Origin of the sequence: Colwellia maritima, from assembly GCF_022669015.1 — a bacterium.
GTDB lineage: Bacteria > Pseudomonadota > Gammaproteobacteria > Enterobacterales > Alteromonadaceae > Colwellia > Colwellia maritima.
In genome coordinates this window covers 472,898-487,512 of the sequence record NZ_JAKKSL010000001.1, presented here as the reverse complement: position 1 = coordinate 487,512, position 14,615 = coordinate 472,898, and the positions used below count along the sequence as shown (strand labels likewise).

15 protein-coding genes and 1 pseudogene are annotated in these 14,615 nt (G+C 36.2%); 2 read left to right on the top strand and 14 right to left on the bottom strand.

Going from position 1 to position 14,615, the window contains the following annotated elements; translation table 11 throughout:
- Positions 1-37 precede the first annotated feature (37 nt).
- From L3081_RS02370 to L3081_RS02325, 10 genes are all read right to left on the bottom strand, one after another.
- Complete coding sequence (locus L3081_RS02370; protein WP_242283186.1) at positions 38-559, bottom strand: restriction endonuclease subunit S domain-containing protein; 522 nt, start codon at positions 557-559, stop codon at positions 38-40.
- Between the two features lie 2 nt (positions 560-561).
- Entirely contained in the window at positions 562-2,502 is a 1,941-nt protein-coding gene (locus L3081_RS26200; protein ID WP_274620283.1) for a type I restriction-modification enzyme R subunit C-terminal domain-containing protein, read from the bottom strand.
- Entirely contained in the window at positions 2,471-3,367 is an 897-nt protein-coding gene (locus tag L3081_RS26195; RefSeq protein ID WP_274620282.1) for a DEAD/DEAH box helicase family protein, read from the bottom strand. Before L3081_RS26195 ends, L3081_RS26200 begins: the two co-directional genes overlap by 32 nt.
- A 48-nt stretch (positions 3,368-3,415) precedes the next feature.
- Positions 3,416-4,330 (bottom strand): restriction endonuclease, encoded by a 915-nt coding sequence (locus tag L3081_RS02355; protein ID WP_242283183.1) that lies wholly within the window; start codon positions 4,328-4,330, stop codon positions 3,416-3,418.
- A gap of 32 nt (positions 4,331-4,362) precedes the next feature.
- The gene (locus tag L3081_RS02350; RefSeq protein ID WP_242283180.1) at positions 4,363-5,388 is read right to left on the bottom strand and encodes a DUF4917 family protein; all 1,026 of its coding nucleotides are present in this window, start codon (positions 5,386-5,388) and stop codon (positions 4,363-4,365) included.
- A 2-nt stretch (positions 5,389-5,390) separates the two neighbouring features.
- The gene (locus L3081_RS02345; RefSeq protein WP_242283177.1) at positions 5,391-6,191 is read right to left on the bottom strand and encodes a hypothetical protein; all 801 of its coding nucleotides are present in this window, start codon (positions 6,189-6,191) and stop codon (positions 5,391-5,393) included.
- Positions 6,178-6,903, bottom strand: a complete 726-nt coding sequence (locus L3081_RS02340; RefSeq protein ID WP_242283175.1) for an NYN domain-containing protein — start codon at positions 6,901-6,903, stop codon at positions 6,178-6,180. The genes L3081_RS02345 and L3081_RS02340 overlap by 14 nt, the downstream gene beginning before the upstream one ends.
- A 222-nt stretch (positions 6,904-7,125) precedes the next feature.
- Positions 7,126-7,842 carry a hypothetical protein gene (locus tag L3081_RS02335; RefSeq protein WP_242283172.1) on the bottom strand — a complete coding sequence of 239 codons (717 nt, stop codon included), beginning with the start codon at positions 7,840-7,842 and terminating at the stop codon, positions 7,126-7,128.
- Between the two features lie 62 nt (positions 7,843-7,904).
- Positions 7,905-9,743 carry an SUMF1/EgtB/PvdO family nonheme iron enzyme gene (locus tag L3081_RS02330; protein WP_242283169.1) on the bottom strand — a complete coding sequence of 613 codons (1,839 nt, stop codon included), beginning with the start codon at positions 9,741-9,743 and terminating at the stop codon, positions 7,905-7,907.
- Between the two features lie 245 nt (positions 9,744-9,988).
- Positions 9,989-10,228, bottom strand: coding sequence for a helix-turn-helix domain-containing protein (locus L3081_RS02325; protein WP_242283166.1), 240 nt, complete (start codon positions 10,226-10,228; stop codon positions 9,989-9,991).
- Between the two features lie 479 nt (positions 10,229-10,707).
- Here L3081_RS02325 and L3081_RS02320 point away from each other — a divergent pair, with 479 nt between their 5' ends.
- Positions 10,708-10,878: a DEAD/DEAH box helicase family protein gene (locus L3081_RS02320; protein WP_338027073.1), complete on the top strand. Its 171-nt coding sequence runs from the start codon at positions 10,708-10,710 to the stop codon at positions 10,876-10,878.
- 77 nt (positions 10,879-10,955) lie between these two features.
- Here L3081_RS02320 and L3081_RS02315 read toward each other — a convergent pair.
- The 4 genes and pseudogenes from L3081_RS02315 to L3081_RS02300 form a co-directional block, all read right to left on the bottom strand.
- A pseudogene (locus L3081_RS02315) lies at positions 10,956-11,095 on the bottom strand (FAD-binding protein); the annotation flags it as partial.
- A 13-nt stretch (positions 11,096-11,108) separates the two neighbouring features.
- Positions 11,109-11,636 (bottom strand): non-heme ferritin, encoded by a 528-nt coding sequence (gene ftnA, locus L3081_RS02310; RefSeq protein ID WP_242283164.1) that lies wholly within the window; start codon positions 11,634-11,636, stop codon positions 11,109-11,111.
- A 150-nt stretch (positions 11,637-11,786) separates the two neighbouring features.
- Entirely contained in the window at positions 11,787-13,493 is a 1,707-nt protein-coding gene (locus tag L3081_RS02305; RefSeq protein WP_242283161.1) for a methyl-accepting chemotaxis protein, read from the bottom strand.
- Positions 13,433-13,801 carry a hypothetical protein gene (locus L3081_RS02300; protein WP_242283159.1) on the bottom strand — a complete coding sequence of 123 codons (369 nt, stop codon included), beginning with the start codon at positions 13,799-13,801 and terminating at the stop codon, positions 13,433-13,435. The genes L3081_RS02305 and L3081_RS02300 overlap by 61 nt, the downstream gene beginning before the upstream one ends.
- Before the next feature lie 175 nt (positions 13,802-13,976).
- Between L3081_RS02300 and L3081_RS02295 the strand changes: the two genes are divergently transcribed.
- Positions 13,977-14,537 (top strand): UbiX family flavin prenyltransferase, encoded by a 561-nt coding sequence (locus L3081_RS02295; RefSeq protein ID WP_242283157.1) that lies wholly within the window; start codon positions 13,977-13,979, stop codon positions 14,535-14,537.
- Positions 14,538-14,615 lie beyond the last annotated feature (78 nt).

Below are 14,615 nucleotides of genomic sequence, written 5' to 3'. Positions count from 1 at the left end.
ATCTCATCTAGTTTGTCGATTATTCGGTTTTGTTCATTCAGAGGGGGAAACGGGAAGTAAAGTGCTCTAAATCCAGTTTTATTAAATTTTTTTGAGCAGTTCCTGTTGTTATTTCAGTTACTAATTCTTCAAACCATTTTGATTGAAAAAAGTACCTTAAAAAGTCATTAAGTTTTTTTGAGGTAGATTTCAATAATATAGAGTTTGGCCCTAAAGTCATAGGTTGGTTTAAATTAGGAACCACAAATGATTTCCCAGGATCTCCAACATTTGCAATTACAATATCACCAGGATTTACAGCACTCTTAGACAAAAACTCATAGGCTTCTTTAGTCACATATTTAAAAGCCCCTTCCCATTTCTTTGTATAATCTCGTAACCTAACCAACACCGCATAATCTGGTTCATTAAGGTAAGTGACATTTTCTTTCAAGGAAGCAAAGCTGCCATTAGCCACATAATCTGTAACTTCACAAATTTCATCAGTTTTAACCATAAGCCAAGATTCAGGGATATTGCTTTCATTCTCTTTTGAATGTACTTCATATATTTTTTTCATGTTTAGGCTATTAATTCCTGATTCATTTCAGCCATTAGGCTATCCAATTCATTTTTGTTTTCGTTGGTAAATAATCCCCACACCTTTTGCAATCCACCATGATCTGAGAAGGGGCTGTAATCAAAATCACCATGTTCAATGGTACAACTGGCGGTAATATGATCTTTTATCAAACGTAACCACTGGGTTTGTTGTTCGGTAAAGGCAGTTGAACGGCGGGCGTTATGGCGGAAAATCCACTTTTTAAATTTCGCGTCTACTTGCTCGGCAAAAGGCTTTAATTCTGAGTCTAAACCTACCGCAAACTTGATAAGCGAGATTATATCGGTTAGTTGCCGTTGACTGTTATTTTTCTTCTTTTTATTTTCGTCTTTGACCTGATTAACTCGTTCATATGCATTCCATAATTTTTCTGTAGTTAACAGTAGTGGTGGTTTACTTAATGCTTGGTGTAGCTCTTCTAACATAGCAAAGGTTAACCCTCTTCGTTGATAAGGCTGTTGGTAAAAAAAGCTTAATGCTTGAATATCGTCTTTGTGTTGCTCGATAAATTCTTTGAAGCTTTGAATTACTTTTTCTGCATTGTCGGCCGCTTGGCTGCTATAACCTGAGTAGGACACTGTATCGAGATTAATATGATCGATAAGCTGTTCACGTTCACGACGTGCTGATTCAATCATTTCTCGTGTTTCAGGGTTATCGAATGTTTCGCAAGCTTGATCAATTAACTGTTCTTTAGCTGTTTGGCGTTCGTTTTCAGTTAAGGTTTCTTCACTGCGAGTGATTTCAGCTTGTTTAGCATTCATCAGTGCTTGCTTATTAATGGCATCAGGGTCTATTGCGGTAAGTAACTCTCGTGCCAATTGTGGTAGTGGCTTACCTGCTAGCTCTTCTACTTTGTCTAAGCCGCGCTTGTCTAACTGCTTACTCAGTCGAGTTAGACGATTTGCCAAACTTTGAATAGTGTCGTCATCTCTGTGACCCATTGCCACCCCTTGCAATAAGTCTTTCATCGAAAGGTTGGGATTGCGTTCTAATGGGCGGCTTTCTGTTTTTAATGACTTTTCAACACCAACCGCATCTATTAATATAAAACGGTCTTTGTCGGTGGCACTTTTACTTACATTATGAAGATCTTCATAACTTAAGCTACGCACACCACGACCTTTCATTTGTTCGTAATAACCTTTACTGCGGACATCACGCATAAACAAGAGTATTTCTAGCGGTTTAACGTCTGTGCCGGTAGCGATCATATCGACTGTTACTGTCATGCGGGGATTAAAGTCATTACGAAAATCGTTAAGTATTCCGTCAGGATCTTTTGCGTTGTAGGTTACTTTTTTACAGAATTCATTCCCTTGGCCGTATTCTTCACGCACCATTTGAATAATGTCGTCGGCGTGGCTATCAGTTTTAGCAAAAATTAAGGTTTTTGGCACTTCTTTACGATTAGGGAATATTTCTGTTTCAACCGCTTTTTTCATCGCTCGGACGACTTGACGAATTTGGCTTTTGTTTACAACTGAACGGTCAAGCTCTTTACTGGTATAGGCTTTGTCTTCTTCTGCCTGTGCCCGGCGTTTTTTACGGGTGAGTTTGTCTCGGTGATCAAGCCATTCTGTCGCTTTAAGCTCTGCGCCTTTATTACCAATTTCGGTTTCAATTTCATATACGTCGTAACCTACGTTTACGCCATCAAGAACTGAATTTTCATAACTATATTCAGCAACGATGTTTTCATCAAAAAAACCAAAAGTACGTTTATCTGGCGTTGCGGTTAAGCCAATGGTGAAAGCATCAAAGTAATCTAGTACTTGCTTCCATAAGTTGTAAATTGAACGATGGCATTCATCTGCGATGATAAAATCGAATGTCTCAATGGGTACCGCAGGATTGTACTTTACTAATTTAGCTTGTTCTTTGGTTTTGCTTAATTTCATGTAGCGATAAGTCTTCAGCACTTTCATCGATTGGCTTGCCGCTTAAAATAGAATACATGCGTTGGATAGTACAAATGCAGACCTCCGCAGCACTGTCGATTGTGCTACTACTAAGGCGTTGAACAATGTGATTCTCATGAAAAAATGTTTGTTTCCCTTGAGGTTTAAATCCATGGAATTCTTGTTGTGCTTGTTTACCTAAGTTGCGCGTATCAACTAAAAATAAAATACGCTTTGCATTACCATGATTAAGTAAACGATAAACGGCATTTATTGCCGTAAAAGTTTTACCTGCGCCTGTTGCCATATGAATAAGCGAACGAGGCCTATTCTCAGACAAAGATTGCTCAAGTCCTGTGATTGCATTGATTTGGCATTCCCGTAAGTTCGCCTTTGGCAATTCAGGCATGTTGTTTTTCAAGCTATGTCGTAATGAGTTTTCTTGCTTCATCCAATCTTGTAATGTTTCTGGCTTGAAAAAATGAAAAATTTCTCTCGCTCTTGGTGCAGGATCTCTTAAATCTGTGAAGTGGATAACTTGGCTAGTGGCTTCAAAAAGAAAAGATAACGGTGCTTCATCTTTACGGAATTTAATTTTACTGGTGGCGTAACGAAGTGTTTGCTCTTCAACTTGGGAAAGAATAGTTTCATCTTTCTTCGCTTCAATAACACCGACAGCTTGGCGGTTAACAAATAGCAGATAATCAGTTGGACCTGTATCTGTTGGATATTCGCGCACAACCACACCTAAATCTTCACCTAGATTTACCTTCGGCCATGTTTGTACCTTCCAACCTGCGAGCTTAAGTTGCTCATCAATTGATAAACGTGCCTGTGTTTCTGGTTTTAATCCGTCAATATCCATAATTTTGATCCAAGCTTTGTTTTATTATTCTTTAATTAGGTTTCAAATTTAACTTTCAAAAAATTCTTCGTCTATTTTCTTTAAGTGCAATACCTGTTCGTCTCTGCTGCCGATGTTATATCGCAACATGAGTTTAGCTAATTCGGCTCCGTTGATAAGTACAATGCGCATACCTAAATCTTTAGCTGTTTGGCTTGCTGATGGGGTGAAGTCAGACGTAGTAATAAATATTCCCTTCTGTGCTTTTTTCAGATTTAAAGCGCCAAAAAAATCTCTGATATCACCTGAACCAATGTTATTACCTTGAGCATACCGTTTAGCTTGTATGTATATCTGATCTACACCTAACGGGTCTTGATCTATAACACCATCAATCCCATTGTCGCCGCTTTTTCCAAGAGCATGTGCAGCACCTTCACCCGTACCACCGTATCCCATAGCGAGGAGTAATTTGATAAGTAGATCTTCAAAAAAATCAGGGGTTACCTTACGTGTACGATTTAGAATATCTTCCGTTAAGGTATCATTAATTTTCTTGTATGCTGCACGAAGTGCTTCATCAGGCGTAACTTCATCGGTAACCTCTAAGTCTGAGATTGTCTCTATGGTATCGTTTTTCTGTTCTTTAAACGCGATGAATTCGTCAAACTGCTTTAAATATTTATTATCAATAACTACACCAATATCTTGAAGCGCATTTATTCCGCGTTCAGTGATGACAAAATGTGCTCGTCGAGTAACTTCTAATAGACCGACTTTACTAAGATATGTGCGAGCCCAACCAACACGGTTATCCAATACGCTCTGATTACCACTAGGGAGTGTTTCTGCTTTTTCTTCTTCGGAAAGATTAAATTTAACGGCAAGTTCATTGATGACATCACGAAGTTTAACTTCATTGCCATTGGCGGCCTGAGCTATCTCAAGAAAAGGGCGCATAAATTGTTGGTAATTAGGGATCATTATTAGTCATTTCCATGTTATTTATTTTTGACTTACCAAAATTGAACCGTCTTAGCATCGAACAAGTTCACTTTACACTTAAACTTACTCTTGATTTTATTTATATGCTTTTCATCGTTTGCTGAGTAAACGCCAATGTATATGCTGAATAACTTGCCTTTACGGTCACTATTGTAAGAACAAGCATTATTTACCGCCTCAATAATATGATCGTCATACTCACCAAAGTTAAAGCCAAAGGTGACTAGCGATCCCGTAATATTTGAGAGTTTATCGTAACAATGGGTTAAATATTGGTTGTGTAGAATATGGGTGAGTTTCTCTTCAGCATTACCCGCAGTTACAAAAATTGGATACTCTTTTTTGGCAACACGTTTATTTATATTTTCAAGAATAAAATTTCCATTATATTCTTCTTTTATTACACGGTAACCAAGATCAAATAGTGGTAAAGCCCCATGAACATAATGAACATTCTGCTTTGGCTTATTTGGTCCCCAAATCAATTCTGACCATTCCATTTCGTCTACATTATATGAAAGCTGATCAACCTCACGACCAAAGCCATCAATTGCGTTTGGTACTTTATTTCGCATAAGTACCCAATAAAGCAATATGTCGTAGTTTGTTGTAAAAATATTACCTCCGTCTTTGAGATATACTTTTAACAATGATGCACATTTTTGGCTTTTGTCATCGGGTATTTTAAAAACATGTTCAGGGTGTAAAGCTTTAACCGCATCGATGAGGCTGTGCTTTAAGCTGTCACTGGCCTCTTCAATTTTGTCGATAAACTCTTGGTCTGAACTGAAAGCATTGGCTAACTCACAAAAATTGTCGAGTGATTGCATCACCAACTCAAAGTTCTTGGTGTTAATGATATTAAATAGTTTAGTAATTAATGGATTATTCAACTTATCAATAAACTTATTTAAAGCATTATATGAAAAGATTTCAGGGTCATAAGACATACTAAAACCATTACCCAACAATAGATGTTTCTGTCTTTTATTCTTGTCGAGGTAATCTAAAACCTCTTGATATGATTGTAATGGCATAGTTATGTAACCTCAGGTGCTTCTTCTTTAGGCATGTTCAATTTATATGCTTCAGTCATTTTTTCAATGACTTGATCCATATAAATATCTAGTTCGGAGAAGCTATCTTTATCATTAAACATTAATCTTTTTTTAAACAATTCCTTTGTATTTTTATAAGTTTTTCTTCCACATGTTTTTGCTAGTGCAATAATATCACCTTCTAATTGAGAGAGTGACTCATCTATCGCTTGTTCTGACATTTTGGATGAAAAATCAATAACTACATTCTTCATCCACTCCATACCTTCTGGAAAGTCGATATTTTCAGGAAGTGATTCACTATAACTATTGGCTTGCAATAATAGTTTCCCTAACTGCTCTCGACCTTTTAAGCTATAAGATAAAACAGGATTTATCGTAGCAAGTTCTAATAGTGACTCCTCATAAGGTTGAACAAGGTCAGTTTCAGCCTTTGTTTTTAATGTAGAAATTAAATTTTCAAAGTGACCTCGAATTAAATCAATGAAATTTGATTCAAAGTCCTGCCTGGTAAGTTTTATTCCCTTAATACTAAGATGATTACAATAATGTTCTATGTATGATTCTGTTGCTTTTTCAGGATCAAATAGTGAGGTAAGGATAAAATATCTAATTTCTAAAAGGTAATAGAGTGACTTTTTAGTGCTTTTCTTTGCTTCAGCACGAACCTTATAAAAATATGCCCCAAATAGCTTAATACAGATGCTAAAAATACGCCTAATAAAGCAATGATTGCTGCAATTAATTTTACATCTATTCCGTAAACCATTATTTAGACGCATCCTTTTGTTTTGCTTTTTTCTTATCTCTTACCCAAGTAGTTTTTGAATTACTTTGCTTCAACTCAAACAAATCAATAGCGGAAAACAGGTCGCTCAATTTTTTAAAGCCATAGTTCCTAGGATCAAATGAAGCGTGATTAGCTATATGAGTACCTACAGCTCTAAGTGCCGCCCGACCATCATCTTCTTCCGCTGATTCAACTGCCTGGCGCAACATATTCATTAACTTTGTATCACACTTAATACTTAGCCCTTTTTTATTAACTACTTTTTCTTCTGCTTCAATTTCATCCAAGTAGAGAAATTTAGAACAGGAATTAACAAAAGCTGATGGTGCTTTTCGTTCACCAAAACCAATGACAAATTTTCCATCCGCAAGAGCGCGTGTTACGAGGGGAGTAAAGTCACAATCAGAGGAAACAAGGCATATGGTATCGACATCTTTAGTGTAGAGTGTGTCCATAGCATCAATTACCAAAGCAATATCGGTAGCATTTTTACCTTTGGTTAAATCGAATTGTTGGATAGGTTGGATAGCAAAGTCATGAAGCACATCCTCCCAAGGTTTTATGGTTGGACTTTTCCAATTACCATAGGCTCTGCGAATGTTAACGACGCCATAACGAGCAAGTTCGGAAAGAATAATATCTATTTTGGATCTTGGTGCGTTATCTGCGTCTATGAAAAGCGCTATTTTTTCTTTATCTTTCACAATATAATTCCATTTAAATCTTAATCACGTCTAATTGTACATTTATCTCATATCAGCATGAAATTGCAATTGTTTTTTATAAGGGGGATAAGAATTAAACGGTAACCAAATGAGAGTTGTTGGTTACCATTTCTATTTAACGAGATGTGCAATTAAGGCTTTGGAACTTAAATTTGGTTAAGCTTTTCCGATATAAAACCATTAAAGCTTTCGTTATAAATATCAAGTTCTTAAAATATCAAAATTAGCTGCATAATCAAAAAAATCAGGCTTTGATGCTATTGGGCTACTTCTCGATAATTCAGCTACAGCACCGTCATAGTGTGTTGGCATAAATGTTTTTATCGTACAGGTTTTAGCTAATAGGCCTTGGCTATTTATACCAATATCTAGCGCTAAAGGTAAAAAAATATCATCAACTACAGTGCAGTCTTGCCTTATCTTCCCGTTACTTTTAGTATATTGATCAGATAACTCTAATGCTGAAAATACTAAAGTTTTAGTGATCTTTTTAAGGTATAAATATAAATTATGAGGATTTTTTAAGTGATGTTGACTCCTCATAATCAACCTAACTAAGGCATGCTTAGACAAAACGATATAAAATGATTTATAACTAACTCTACCTCTTACATTGATAGTTAAATCAAATGCAATTTGGTCGTAAAGCTCAATATCACTATTACTTGTAAATAATTTTTTCTTTGCACTAAATAAGCACCACTCCCCCCATATTAACTGCCATTTATTCGTATTTGTGAATCGCTCGGCAATGAATACAGCATTGGTTTTTTCTTTACACAGTCCTTTTATTTTTTTACAAATTTTTCTCTGTGAGTATTCAAAATTTTGAGGTGTACTATTTTCTGCCGCTGCATATAAGTTTCTAAATATTCGCTTAACAAGCCCTTTGGCTTGGCTTTCGTCGATGTAAGACATAACTTACTCCAGTTATAAAGTTGATTAGTTAAAAGTTAATTTCAAATTCAGTGAAATTAGTTCTAATGATCAACCTCGTAACATAAGCGAAAGCCTATTTTAGTACTTTTATATGCACCAGTTGTGCTTAGAATATTATCTCTAAAGCAGTCATCTCCATAAAAACTAGATAAATCACCACTTCTCACACATGTTTTTTCCATAACCCATTCCGCGAAATAGTTTAATGGAATAAATTTAGTACCATCGTCCATAATGTCCCATGTGAATTTATTTGGAAATTTCACAAAGGTATTGTGGCCACCGGTACCCTTCACATCCATATCAATTTTTCTAATTGGACCAATCTTGAAACCTAACTTATCGGTTTTTCCACTATTTGTATTAAGCAGTATTCCTTTGCGGCGAACATTTTCAAATTCATTTTTTTTAAACAACCTTAAGGAAAGCCCCGTTATTTTTTCTTTCCAGTTCAGGTAAGCCATAGCATCGTACCAAGTGCATGCCACAGGAATCCCCTTGTCATTATCTAAGTTATTTCTGTCAACTCCTGTTTTTTCTCTTTCCGCTAGTTCTCCAGGAAAACTCTCTTGACGGTATTTATAATATTCAGGGTTAGCTTTAAGAAATTCATCAAATTCAGCTATGGTAACTAAGTCTGTTACAAGTATGTTCGTGTTGGCAATTGCCTTGAATTCATTGGGCACAGGTGTGGAAGCAGAATTTACATGCCTTTTAGGCGAGTAAGTTTCGTTTTCAACGTAAAAGGCTTCAAGCAAACTATAATCAGGGTAATTACTCGTAGTTCCGCCGCTTTGATAATGAAGTTGCTCTGCATGATGTTCATCTAATTCTCTTTGTCCTTGGTAGTTAAAGTAATACCAACGCGCATAATCATAATCATTAATACATGTGGGAAGATCTATGAGCTTAAGCGCGCCTTCGCGGTAATTGAACACAAAAGGCTTGTCACGCATATTTTTAAAGACGAAATCATATTCACCATTTGCACCTTTTAAGAATATTAAATTATCGTTAAAAGGAATGACTTCTAACCAACCTTCAGCAAAGTCTCTTATGCGGTTTCCAAACAGCTCACATGCTTTAGTTGCCTGATATATTTCAAGTTCGCAATCACCCCCTTCAGGGGTATACATTTGAAGCTCTACACCTGCATTGCTTGGCTCAACTAACAAATCTCCTATCAGATTAAACCCTGAAATTAAGTCCATTAAGTATTTGCCAATAATTACATCAATTACACTTCTGTTTTTCCAGTAGCTTGGTAAATCTTTGAGAATTACATTGCGACATTGCTCAACAATAAGTAGATCTTTATCTATAGAGACCTTAGAAACGATTCCTTTTCTTTCTATCCCAAAGCTTTTAAGTTCTTCATATCCCTCTTTATTAAGTCCCGTTCCATTTACTAAAAAATGTCCGTCCGAAAAAGTACTATCAAAAGGAAAGTTATACCCAGTAAAAACTTTTTCTGGTATTTTACCTCCATTAAAAAATAAACGTTCTGATATTTTCTGAGGGGATATTTTTGTAACAGGTACGCAATAACCTTCGCGCCTAAAAGTAAATAAGTCACTTCTATTTACTAGGTTATGCTTAACCATAAAAGGAAGAATTTCATCTTCATAGGCGTTATTATAGTTTGAGAAGCCTCCTTTAAAACCTAGAGTACTTGCAATCCTATTGAGGGCTGTTGTTGTTTTGAGTTTTTTACGATTTTCGTTGGCATGTTTTTTAGAGTTATCACTAACATTTTTAGCTGCTAATTTTATAGAACTTGGAGATAAATCTTTTAATTCAGCAAAGTGATAGTCGTCAAAGACTAGAAATGAAGCTTGTACGTGATTTTTATTCGAGTTTTTCGAGGTGAAATTACTCATGGTTTATACCTTTATTTTTATACGTAAAACGCACTACTCCTCGATTAAAGGATAAAAAATAAGACCCAGAATAATTTTTAGGGGGTGACTCTTTGTTTGAAAGGAGTAGAAATTCAACCGGTTGAGTCGACCATTTACAATATTATCGTCTAATCAAAGTTAAGATGTCAACTGGTTTTGATTACTTACTTGATAATGGCCGTAGCTTTATAGACAAATAGAGGTATAAATTCCAATAAATATAATCATCGATTAAATTGTGTTTCGACTTCTGGGGGCTGTGGAAATATCTCATCAATATTACACTGTAGGATATGGATAATTTCATAAATCCTTTCATATGAAACAGGAACGGTACCTTTTTCAATTCGGCTTAGGTAGCTCGCTTCAATTCCTAATTTACTAGCAACAACTGATTGATTTATAGAGCGCTTAGTTCGAGAAATTTTGATATTCATGCCTATTAATTTTTGTACGGGCTGCATTCAACTTTGACCACTTCACGACAAGTGATGTCCGATCAGCATGTTTTGCTTTAAAAAGTGACTCAACTTTAGAGTCAGCAAGTGTGAGACAATTTATTTATGCGGAGCTGTTAAAGCTAATTAATAAAGGTTGGCTGACAAAGCCCAAGTCGAATAAAAAAAGGCCTTACTAGATTCCATAAAACCGAATTTTTTGATATTAAAAAAATAAAGGAATTAGCTGCAATTAAAATAAAAGACGTAATCACTTCTTATGCTAAATATGACAAATTACTTACGAAATTAAACAACTACAAATCAGAGTTATTATTGAATATTGGTGAGTCTGAAGCTTACAAGGATCTGAATTCTGAATTTCCTAAATTGGTTGAAGAAATACAACCTCAGTTTAATAAAGCTAGAGATAATAATACAAGAATACTCGGGTAGATAAGAGCTATTGAAGGCTTACTTGAGCAAGATAAACCTGTAGAGAAAATATGAAATTAAGACAATGGCAAGCTGAATGTATTTATTTGGCATTGAAACAATACGGTGATGGTAATAGCCATTTTTTAACCTTGGCAACACCTGGCGCAGGTAAAACGATGATGGCCTCAGAATTGGCTGTTCAATTATTAAAGAGCAACTTGGTCGGATTGGTGGCCTAGTGCTTAAAAAACAAGCCAGGTCTTAATTTAACTGATGTAGAGCTTAATGCTATGGTCGTTGCTTAAACCGATCTCAAGTTAATTAAAATTTTTCGGCCGCTTTTTTGCCCATATCAACGACGGTAACGCTACGACCTCTATATCCGGCGGTCGCTGCACACATTAAACCGGCAGCGCCGCCAATAATTAATACATCGGTAAGGATTATGTTTTTCATTATGGCTGAGTTGCTATGCGTTACCGTCAGTCATAATGCTTGTACTACCTTTTTTCGCCATTTCAGCAAGGTCTTTGTCTACAAAAAATAGTGCATGACCGTCATGGCCAACTAAGTTAATTTTATCTAAAATACTTTTAAATAACGTTTCTTCTTCATGTTGCTCAGAAACATACCATTGTAAAAAATTAAAAGTAGAATAGTCTTGATTAGTAAAAGCTTCATGGGCTAACGCATTAATTTTTTCTGTAATTAAACATTCATGCTCATAGGTTTTTTCAAACACGTCGGCTAATGATTTAAATTCATGTGGTGGCGCATCAATAGCACCTAAAATAGGTAATGCGCCTGTTTCGCTCACGTAAGTGAAAAGACGCGTCATATGGCCCATTTCTTCATCAGCGTGTTTACGCATAAACTGCGCTGCGCCTTCAAACCCTTTTTCTTCACACCATGCACTCATTTGTAAGTATAGGTTTGATGAGTAAAACTCTAAATTAATTTGTGCATTGAGTTGGGTAACCATTGTAGATTTTAACATGAGCGATCTCGTCTTTTATATAGCATTAGTGCAGCTGTATACTTTGACATATAAGCTAATCAATTAACAATGCCTTGTCTTGGCTTTATCAGCCAAATAACCGCATTTACTCACTTAAACGCCGCTCTTTTGAGCAATAAATAAAAGCAGTTAAACATTAAAGGCATGAACAACGTCTTTTAAGTGATTCGTTTGGGTAACCATATTATCTAATGACTGTGCCGTTTCTTTTGCGCCTATAGCTGTTTGGCTTGTTAAATTATTGATGGCGATAATTTTTTTGTCTATTTCTTGAGCAACAATCGTTTGTTCCTCTGTTGCCGTCACAATTTGCGCATTAAAATCAACAATAGCTTGAGCCGACATTGAAATGCGACTTAACGCTTCCCCAACTTCTTCAGAGGAGGAAACACTTTTACCTACATTTTCATGGCTGATAGACATTGATTGTGAGGTGTCTGAAACCCCCGTTTGTAAACGCTGTATTATTTTTTCAATTTCTTGGGTTGATTGTTGAGTGCGTTGGGCTAATGTTCTTACTTCATCAGCAACAACAGCAAAACCACGTCCTTGCTCTCCTGCACGTGCTGCTTCAATGGCAGCATTAAGGGCAAGTAAATTGGTTTGTTCTGCAATACTTTTTATTACGTCAAGCACCACTGAAATACCATCACTCTCTTTAGCCAGTAGGGCAATCATTGTCATTGAGTGATCGATATTAGTTGAAAGTAATTTAATGCTTTCTAGCGAAGATGCAACTAATTGATTACCGGCATTGGCCTCGTTATTCACTTGAATAGACGCTTCTGATGCTTCTGAACTTGTTTGGGCAACGTTCTGCACACTAAGTGACATTTCATTTACGGCCTTTGTTATTTGTTCAATTTCATTACTTTGTAGGGCAATTGCTTGGCTACTTTGGGTAGCAATATCATCTACTTTAGACGTTTGAGTAACCACAACGTCAGACGTGTTCGTTACCTCTTGAATGAGGTTACGAATATTGCGGGTCATCTGATTGAACTCTTCGCTGAGTTGACCTATTTCATCTTTGCTTCTTGGTACTATTTGTGTCGTAAGGTCACCTTTAGAAACATCGCGCGCAACGGTTAAAATAGAGTCAATACCACGTCTAACTGACAAGTTAAAACCTAACATTAAGTAGCTCACAAACGCTAAAACAAACAAGCAAGACACCAACAGTATATAAAAATCTTGTTGTTGTGCGTCCGCTCTTATTTGCAAGTCGTTTTCAATTGATGTGATTGCTTCTTCAATAAAAGTATTCATCATCGCAAGTGCTTGTGCGCCGTTGGCAAAATAGTTTTTCCAAGGTTGGTTAAAGTTTTCATTTAAAAGAATGTCGTCTAAGGCGACTATATCAAGTTGTAATTGTTTAACAACATTAAGACTTATTTCTTTCAATTGGCTATCGTTTACAAGGGGTTGTAATTTTAACTCTACGTTTTTAGCGTCTTGCTCTAAAAAAGCCAAGAGTTGGTCAAACGTGTCTAAGGATTGACTTGATAAACTACCAATTTTGAAGGCAACACTGGCAAAACTTCGATGCATGCCTTGGTGTTTTATAGCAAGTTCAAGATCATCAATAATTAATTTCATTAATAAAAAGTTTTTTGCGTTATGGTCTCTAGACAAGCCAGTATCGTTGGCGATAGCACGTACAAGTCCCCAAGTATTTGAGACTGACTGATTAAATACATCAAATTTTTCAGCCATGCTCATTCTTGAAACTTCGGTCATGCGATTAATTTGAATTTCTTTAGTTAATTTTTCAATTAACGATAAGGTGCTTGCGTGTTCATTACCTTCAACCGTTTTTTTAATAACGTTGAGCAATTGAATATAGTCAGTTTCGTTTTGTTGAATACGTTTTCCAAGGCTTTCGTCAACACTAGACTCATCCCCCTTACTAACATTAAATCACGACGTTCGGCTGACAGGGATACTAACGATAAAGTGTGACGCAACTCAATTAATCCATTTAACTCTTTCTCCGTCACTAGTTTAGCTTTATGTAGTGTATTCAATTGCATGTAGGCAAGCGTTAATAAAGGCACTAAACAGATCAAACTGATTAGAATGAATTTTTGCAAATATGTTAGCTTGTTCATTAAATTGGTAGCAGGTCGTAATATAATGCTCATCGTTAATTTCTCGAATACTTTAAGTTTGTTGTTTTTAGAATAATACTTAGTAACCGGTATATATTCGTAAAGTATAGCAGGTTAAAATATCATTAAGTATATTAGCCTATGTTATGATAGCCATAGGTGAAATCTATGTACATTCATAGACTTGGTTTATTAAGAGGCTCAATTAATGCGTTTAATTATAGGTATAAGCGGCTCAAGTGGTGTGATTTATGGCATTCGCTTACTGGAAATGCTTAAAGCAGTTGAAGGCATAGAAACGCATTTAATTATGAGCTCATACGCACGCTTAAATATAAGTATTGAAACTGATTACACACCTCAACAAGTAGAGGCGCTTGCTGATGTTGTGCATCACAATAAAAATCAGGCCGCTACTATTTCTAGCGGTTCATTTAAAGCGGACGGTATGATTGTTGCGCCTTGTTCCATGAAAACATTGTCTGCCATTGTGAATTCGTACGCTGACAGTTTAATTGTGCGCGCCGCTGATGTAACACTCAAAGAACGACGTAAATTAGTGCTAATGCCACGAGAAGTACCTTTGCATACAGGCCACTGTAAATTAATGTACGACGCCTCTCAATTAGGCGCAATTATCGCCCCACCCATGCCCGCTTTTTATAATAAACCTAAAACCATTGATGATATTATTAATCACAGTGTTGCACGGGTGCTTGATTTATTTGATGTGGAAATTGGGACGATAAAGCGCCGGGATGGGCAATAGAATAGTAATGCTAAAAGCTTGCTCGTGTGAATATGAGAAAGCTTTCATTCACCGGTGTTTTTTCTTTGATGTGTAATG

Excerpts from the sequence above, each read along its gene's own strand:
- L3081_RS02295 (WP_242283157.1), top strand. The coding sequence starts at position 13,977 with ATGCGTTTAATTATAGGTATAAGCGGCTCAAGTGGTGTGATTTATGGC.
- L3081_RS02335 (WP_242283172.1), bottom strand. The coding sequence starts at position 7,842 with ATGTCTTACATCGACGAAAGCCAAGCCAAAGGGCTTGTTAAGCGAATA.
- L3081_RS02330 (WP_242283169.1), bottom strand. The coding sequence starts at position 9,743 with ATGAGTAATTTCACCTCGAAAAACTCGAATAAAAATCACGTACAAGCT.
- L3081_RS26200 (WP_274620283.1), bottom strand. The coding sequence starts at position 2,502 with ATGAAATTAAGCAAAACCAAAGAACAAGCTAAATTAGTAAAGTACAAT.
- L3081_RS02370 (WP_242283186.1), bottom strand. The coding sequence starts at position 559 with ATGAAAAAAATATATGAAGTACATTCAAAAGAGAATGAAAGCAATATC.
- L3081_RS02300 (WP_242283159.1), bottom strand. The coding sequence starts at position 13,801 with ATGAGCATTATATTACGACCTGCTACCAATTTAATGAACAAGCTAACA.
- L3081_RS26195 (WP_274620282.1), bottom strand. The coding sequence starts at position 3,367 with ATGGATATTGACGGATTAAAACCAGAAACACAGGCACGTTTATCAATT.
- L3081_RS02355 (WP_242283183.1), bottom strand. The coding sequence starts at position 4,330 with ATGATCCCTAATTACCAACAATTTATGCGCCCTTTTCTTGAGATAGCT.
- L3081_RS02325 (WP_242283166.1), bottom strand. The coding sequence starts at position 10,228 with ATGCAGCCCGTACAAAAATTAATAGGCATGAATATCAAAATTTCTCGA.
- ftnA (WP_242283164.1), bottom strand. The coding sequence starts at position 11,636 with ATGTTAAAATCTACAATGGTTACCCAACTCAATGCACAAATTAATTTA.
- L3081_RS02345 (WP_242283177.1), bottom strand. The coding sequence starts at position 6,191 with ATGCGTCTAAATAATGGTTTACGGAATAGATGTAAAATTAATTGCAGC.
- L3081_RS02350 (WP_242283180.1), bottom strand. The coding sequence starts at position 5,388 with ATGCCATTACAATCATATCAAGAGGTTTTAGATTACCTCGACAAGAAT.
- L3081_RS02320 (WP_338027073.1), top strand. The coding sequence starts at position 10,708 with ATGAAATTAAGACAATGGCAAGCTGAATGTATTTATTTGGCATTGAAA.